The following is a 5,068-nucleotide window of genomic DNA, read 5'->3' on the forward strand; positions in this document are numbered from 1 at the left end:
CGTCGGGGGTGCTGGGCTGGTAGACGAAGCGGTCGTAGGAGGCGACCTGACCGTTGTCGGCGTAGCGGCACTCCTTGTAGTACGGCTGGCCGACCCGCAAGTTCTGCGACGCCACGTCCTCGACCGGCGCCGTCCCCTCCATCCGGTTCCCCATCCACGCCAACGCCCACGGCGTGTCCCACACCACGCAGTTGACCGCCCGCCCCGTCCCCACCGGCGCACTCCCACTCCCTGACCCCGACTCCCTCCCCCGAGACCCACCCCCGTTCGACCCCCCACCCCTCCCGCCCGACGAAACCTCCTCTTCCACCCTGACCCCCGCCCCCGGCCGGTCCGAATCAGTACCAAGAATGATCGAGTTCGAGGTGGAGGACGGGGGCTGTTGAGCGAAGGCTGCATCGGCCGGCATGAACGCGGCGACCCACGCGGCGACCGCTACCGCCACTGCGACGCGGCGAAGGCATCGGCCGGAACTAGACGGGGCTAACCGCAATCGGTTGCTCCTTCCCACGCATCGACACGGGAGGTGTGGTCGACCAGCCAACGTTCGTCGTCACGAATCAACGTGACGCGGAGAAGCTCGGTGACCAGGCCCTCTGCAACGACCTCACCCGTCGTGGCGTTGACGACCCGCGAGTCATCGACGGCGCAGTCGTCCACTTCGGCACGACTGGCGCCGTCCACACGAACACCAATCACGTCGTGTGAATACATCCGGCCGAGCTCTGATCGCTGATCCGTCTCCTTGAGGGTCGTCAGCCCATTAACGAGGTTCGTGAGGGCCTCGCCGGAGGTTCGTTGCGGGATCTCTGGATCGGCGGGGTCTGGGGCCTCGAGCAGCCGGGCGCCCATCTCCCAGTAGGCAAGGTAGGCGGCCTCTACCTCGGACTCTGGGGACGGCGTGGGATCGGCAGCGTCGTCGTCGTTGTTGTTGTCGTTGGTGCTGCAGCTCGCGGTGACGGCGAAGAGGAGGGCGGCGAGGAGGGCGGCGAGGGGTTGCTTGGATCGGGTCATGGGTGACCTTGGGTGCCACGCATCGTGCTGATGGCACCACGGTATACGCCCATGAGCGCCGAACGTCCCGGTTTTACGTGCCTTTTCAGCCCTACGGCAGGACCAGGGGCAGCAGCCACTGCGACACGAGTTGGCCGCCCTCGGGCGACAGGTGGGTCGAGTCGACGCGCATAGCGACGCCGGTGTCCGTCTGCGACGTGACGAACCGGTTGAGGTCGACCACCTGCGTCCCGGGACGGGCCGCGGCGATCTCGTGGAGCGTCTCGTTGCGGCAGTCGGTCCGCGGGCCGCTGCGGCCGTCGAGTACGGCCATGTACGGCGTGGTCGTCAGCACGACCGGCGCTCCCCCGGCGGCGAGCAGGTCGATCTCCGACGTCAGCGCCCGCTCGATGTACCGGTCGTAGGGCGGGTCGCAGTCGAGGACCCACTCGCCGTCGAGGCGCGCCTCCCCGATCCCACCGGCGTTCGCCAGGTAGAACACCACCAGGTCGGGGTCGAACTCCCGCACCAGCTTCGTCCACAGCGCGCGCCGGTGGTCGTGGCAGGGCTCCCGCCGGACGATCGACCCGTCCGGCTGCAACGTCACTCCCTCGGGGTTGACCGGCGTGCAGTCGACCTCCGACGAGAACGCCACCGAGACACCGGACTCGCCGGCCACGTCGACGAGCTCCGGCCCCAGGTACTGCGCTCCGCTGTCGCCGACCAGCAGCAACCGGGTCGCGCCCGGCGGCACCGAGGCGGGAACGTGCAGGAAGATGGTGTCGGTCCCCGCCAGCGGACCGTTGGGGATGCCGCTCGGGCCGTCGGCCAGCGGCGTTCCCTGGGTCGCCACGACGCCGGCTCCCAGCGTGATCACGGAGGCCACCGCACCGGCCACCAGCAGCCGACGCCCCCGCACCACCCCCCGTCGCACCGGCCGCTCCACCAGCACGTACGACAGCGTCGCCAGCGTGAGGGTGAGGGCGATGCACAGCAGGTCGAGCGCCCACCCGTCGAGGCCCGTGCGGTCCTCGGTGGCGTACACGATGACCGGCCAGTGCCACAGGTAGACGCCGTAGCTCACGAGCCCCAGCGCCCGCAGCGGCGGGACCGACAGCGCCCGCGCCACCAGGCCCGGCGGCCCGCCCGTGACGGCCCGCACCGCCACGACGGCCGCGACGGCGAACACCACCAACCCGCCCCGGTAGTAGCCGGCGCCGGTCCCGCCGAGGTCGACGGCCAGCCATGTCATCGCCGCCAACGCCCCGAGGGCGGCGACGTCCCAGGCCGCGCCCGGCGGGCCGAGCCGCCGGGGCACGGTGATCGTGACCGCTGCCAGGGCTGCACCCAGCAGCGTCGGTCCGAGCCGGGTGAAGGTGGAGAAGTAGGCCCAGTTGGTGTCGAGCGGGTCGTACGACGCCGCCAGCCACACCAGCGATACCGCCCCGGCCACCACGGAGACGGCCGCGACCGCCCGGGTCAGCCGAGCCCGCCCCGCCACCCGGCACAGGCCGACGAGCACCAGCGGCCAGAGGACGTAGAACTGCTCCTCGATCGCCAGCGACCACATGTGGTCGAGCGGCGAGGGCTGGTTGAAGATGTCCCAGTAGCTGGCATCGGCGACGACCCGTTCCCAGTTGGCGACGTAGCCCAGCGTCGCCAGCATCTCGCCCCGGAACCCCGCCCGGACCGCCTCGGGCGTCAACCAGAGCAGCAGCACCGACACCCCGACCAGCGCCAGCAGCAGGGCCGGCAGGAGGCGACGGGCCCGCCGCGCCCAGAAGGCTCCGAGGCCGACGGAGCCGTGTGACGTCGCCTCGCGCAGCAACAGCGACGTGATCAGGAACCCGGACAGGACGAAGAACAGGTCGACGCCGAGGAACCCGCCCTGCAGGCGTCCAAGGTGGAAGGCCACGACGGCGGCGACGGCCAGTCCCCGGAGGCCGTCCAAGCCCAGCTCACGTGCCATGTCGACCCGGCCGACGTCGCGCTGCTCCGGCGCCGGCGGGCGTTCGAGGAGGGCGTCGAGCGCCGGTGCCTCGGCGTCAACGGATGACGTCATCGTTCGGTCCCCCAGGCGCCGATCCCACGGCCACTCAGCCTCTCACGAACCGTGACCAGCCTGCACCGAACCCTGTCCCTCAAGCGCCGGCTGTCACCAGGTCAGTTCGTCGCAGCCCCGGTGGTCGTCGGGTTCCACCTGCAGGGTGGCGTGGTCGATCGAGTAGCGCTCCCGCAGGAGCAGCCGGGCCTGGTCGAGGACGCTGTGGGCGTCGGTCCCGTTGCTGACCATGAGGTGGGCGGAGGCGACGTCCATGTCGGACGTGAGCGTCCACACGTGCAGGTCGTGGACGTCGACCACACCGTCGATCGCCTCGAGCTCGGCGCCGAGGCCCTCCAGGTCGGTGCCCGGCGGCGCCGCCTGCACCAGGACCCGCACGGCCCGCCCGGCCAGCCGCCAGGTGCGGGGCAGGATGAACACGCCCACGGCGACGCCGACGGCCGGGTCGATCCACTCCCAGCCCGTGGCCCGGATCGCCAGCGCGGCGGCGATCACGCCCACCGAGCCGAGCGTGTCGGCGACCACCTCCAGGTAGGCGCCCTCGACGTTGAGGCTCTCGCTGGAGCCCTCCCGCAGGATGAAGAAGGCGACGAGGTTGGCGAGCAGGCCCAGCACGGCGACGACGAGCATCGTGCCGCTGGTGACCTCGGCCGGGTCGGCGAAGCGGCGGACGGCTTCGACCACGACGTAGATGGCCAGCCCGAAGAGCAGCACGGCGTTGGCGAGGGCGGCGAGGATCTCCAGCCGGTAGAGGCCGAACGTGCGGTGCGACCGCTGCTCGGCCCGGTCGGCCAGGTGGATGGCGGCCAACGCCATGCCGAGCCCGAGCACGTCGGTGGACATGTGCCCGGCGTCGGACAGCAGAGCCAGCGACCGGGTGGCGAACGCCCCGACGACCTCCACCACGGTGAACGCCAGCAGCACCGCCAGCGCGGCGAGCAGGCGGGGCTTGTGGCGCGCGCCGGCACGACCGGCCGCGGCCCCGTGACCATGTGTGTGTGCGTGCCCGCCGGGGTGGCTGGCGCCCATGTATCTGAGCCTAGGCGTGGTGGCTGTCGCTGCCGTGGCTGTGGCTGTGGCTGTGGCTGTGCCCGTGCTCGCGATGTTCGAGGGCAAGGTGGGAGTGGCCGACGCCGACGGCCTGGCCGACGCGGTCCTCGAGACCCGGGAAGGGCGCCCGGTAGGCGCAGGTGTCGCAGGTGTAGACGGGTGCCGCTCCCGCCAGGGCCTCGTGGTAGCGCTCGGCGACGAGGGGCACGACTCGGGGGTCGGGCCCCAGGTACCCCGCGTCGACGACGTGGCGGGGCTGGTCGGCAGGCCCGGAGGCGACGAACGTGGCCACGTCCTGACGGGCGCGCTCGACCAGGCGGCCGTTGCACAGGAACCAGAAGGCCACGGCGAAGCGGTGGTGGCCGAGGCGGGCCATGATCTCGAGGCCCTCCGACACCAGCGGCCAGGTGACGCCGGTGAACGCCACCTGCACGGCGGGCGCGCCCGTCCACTCGGCGACCAGCCGCGCCGCCCGGTGCGCCTCGGCGTTGGCGTCGGGGTCGGACGTGCCGCGGGCGATGACCAGCAGCGGCAGGGCTCGCCCGCCGGACTTGTCGACCGCGTCGCCGAGCAGGGCGACCAGCTCACGGGCGACGCCGAGCGGGCTGCCGAACACGAGCTCCACGTGCGGGTGCCGCTGCCGGGCCTCGACCACCACGGCCGGCACGTCGCTCTTGCCGTGGCCGGCGGCCAGCAACATCAGCGGCAGCACGACGATGCGCCGGCACCCGAGCGCGACCAGCTCGTCGACCACGTTGCCGGCCGGAGGTTCGCTCATCTCCAGGTAACCGAGCCGCACGGCGACCTCGGGAAGGGCGTCGGCCACCTGCCGGGCGAGGGCGCTCATCTCGGCGACGCTCTCGGGCGAGCGCGAGCCGTGGCCCACCAACAGGAGGCCTTCGGTGCCTTGCCCGGTGCCTGTGCCGGGTCCCGGATCGTCGAGAGGTGCCATGCGAGCGGCAC

At 72.1% G+C, this 5,068-nt stretch carries 5 protein-coding genes; all 5 read right to left on the reverse strand.

The window, feature by feature from the left end; translation table 11 throughout:
* A partial coding sequence (locus tag VK611_21770) for a hypothetical protein (GenBank protein HMG43976.1) occupies positions 1–214 on the reverse strand: 214 nt, incomplete at its 3' end.
* Between the two features lie 269 nt (positions 215–483).
* Complete coding sequence (locus tag VK611_21775) at positions 484–1,014, reverse strand: hypothetical protein (protein ID HMG43977.1); 531 nt, start codon at positions 1,012–1,014, stop codon at positions 484–486.
* Positions 1,015–1,105: 91 nt separating this feature from the next.
* Positions 1,106–3,055, reverse strand: coding sequence for an acyltransferase family protein (locus VK611_21780; GenBank protein HMG43978.1), 1,950 nt, complete (start codon positions 3,053–3,055; stop codon positions 1,106–1,108).
* A 93-nt stretch (positions 3,056–3,148) separates the two neighbouring features.
* On the reverse strand, positions 3,149–4,084 hold the full coding sequence (locus tag VK611_21785) for a cation diffusion facilitator family transporter (protein ID HMG43979.1): 936 nt from the start codon (positions 4,082–4,084) through the stop codon (positions 3,149–3,151).
* Between the two features lie 10 nt (positions 4,085–4,094).
* Positions 4,095–5,068 (reverse strand): sirohydrochlorin chelatase (locus VK611_21790; protein ID HMG43980.1); only part of this gene is annotated, 974 nt, incomplete at its 5' end.

It is taken from the genome of Acidimicrobiales bacterium (genome assembly GCA_035316325.1).
Classification (GTDB): domain Bacteria; phylum Actinomycetota; class Acidimicrobiia; order Acidimicrobiales; family VFJN01; genus DASXTK01.